General features: G+C 59.5%; 1 protein-coding gene. It reads left to right on the forward strand.

The genetic code is table 11. The annotated features are described in order from the left end of the window. The first annotated feature begins 233 nt into the window (after positions 1–233). Positions 234–497 carry a hypothetical protein gene (locus tag M622_RS39230; protein WP_021251219.1) on the forward strand — a complete coding sequence of 88 codons (264 nt, stop codon included), beginning with the start codon at positions 234–236 and terminating at the stop codon, positions 495–497. The last annotated feature ends 83 nt before the right edge of the window (positions 498–580 follow it).

Here is a 580-nt window from a genome sequence, read left to right on the forward strand (position 1 = left end):
CAAGCTCCCGGCAAGGCCGGGGGAAGGAAGCCGCAGGCGCACATTCCCCCGGCGACGCATAGCGGCGAGCGATGCCTTTGCCTTTCGTTTTCGCGTCCGCGAAAACACCCGCCTCGGCGGGCCAGCGGCGTCACGTTTGCGACGTCACAAGAGTGCCCTTTGACATCACAAAATTGCCCAGCATGGTCAAAATGTGTGATTGTTCACGAAGACAAAAATACGCGACCCCCCTCATGTGGAACCCCGAGCACTCCATAACAGAAGCTGACGCGGCACTGGCCGCCAAGAGCGGCACGCTCAAATCCTTGCGGATCATCAAGGACGAAAAGGATTTCTACGTCCTGATTCAACTCACCTGGCGTAAGGAAGAACTGTTCCTTGCGACCACGCGAACGAAGAAGGAACCGCGTCGGTTCCGCCACATAGGCCGCCTGGTCGAGTACATCGAAGAACACTACCCCGGCCTCGAAACCCTGGGCTTGGTGTTGAAGCACTAACTTGGGGCGCTGCCCCAAACCTCGCTCTCGCCCGCGAGGCGTCGGGGAGCAGGGGTTAAAACCTTTCCCCTGCTCCCTCTCCG

Origin of the sequence: Thauera terpenica 58Eu (assembly GCF_000443165.1) — a bacterium.
GTDB lineage: Bacteria > Pseudomonadota > Gammaproteobacteria > Burkholderiales > Rhodocyclaceae > Thauera > Thauera terpenica.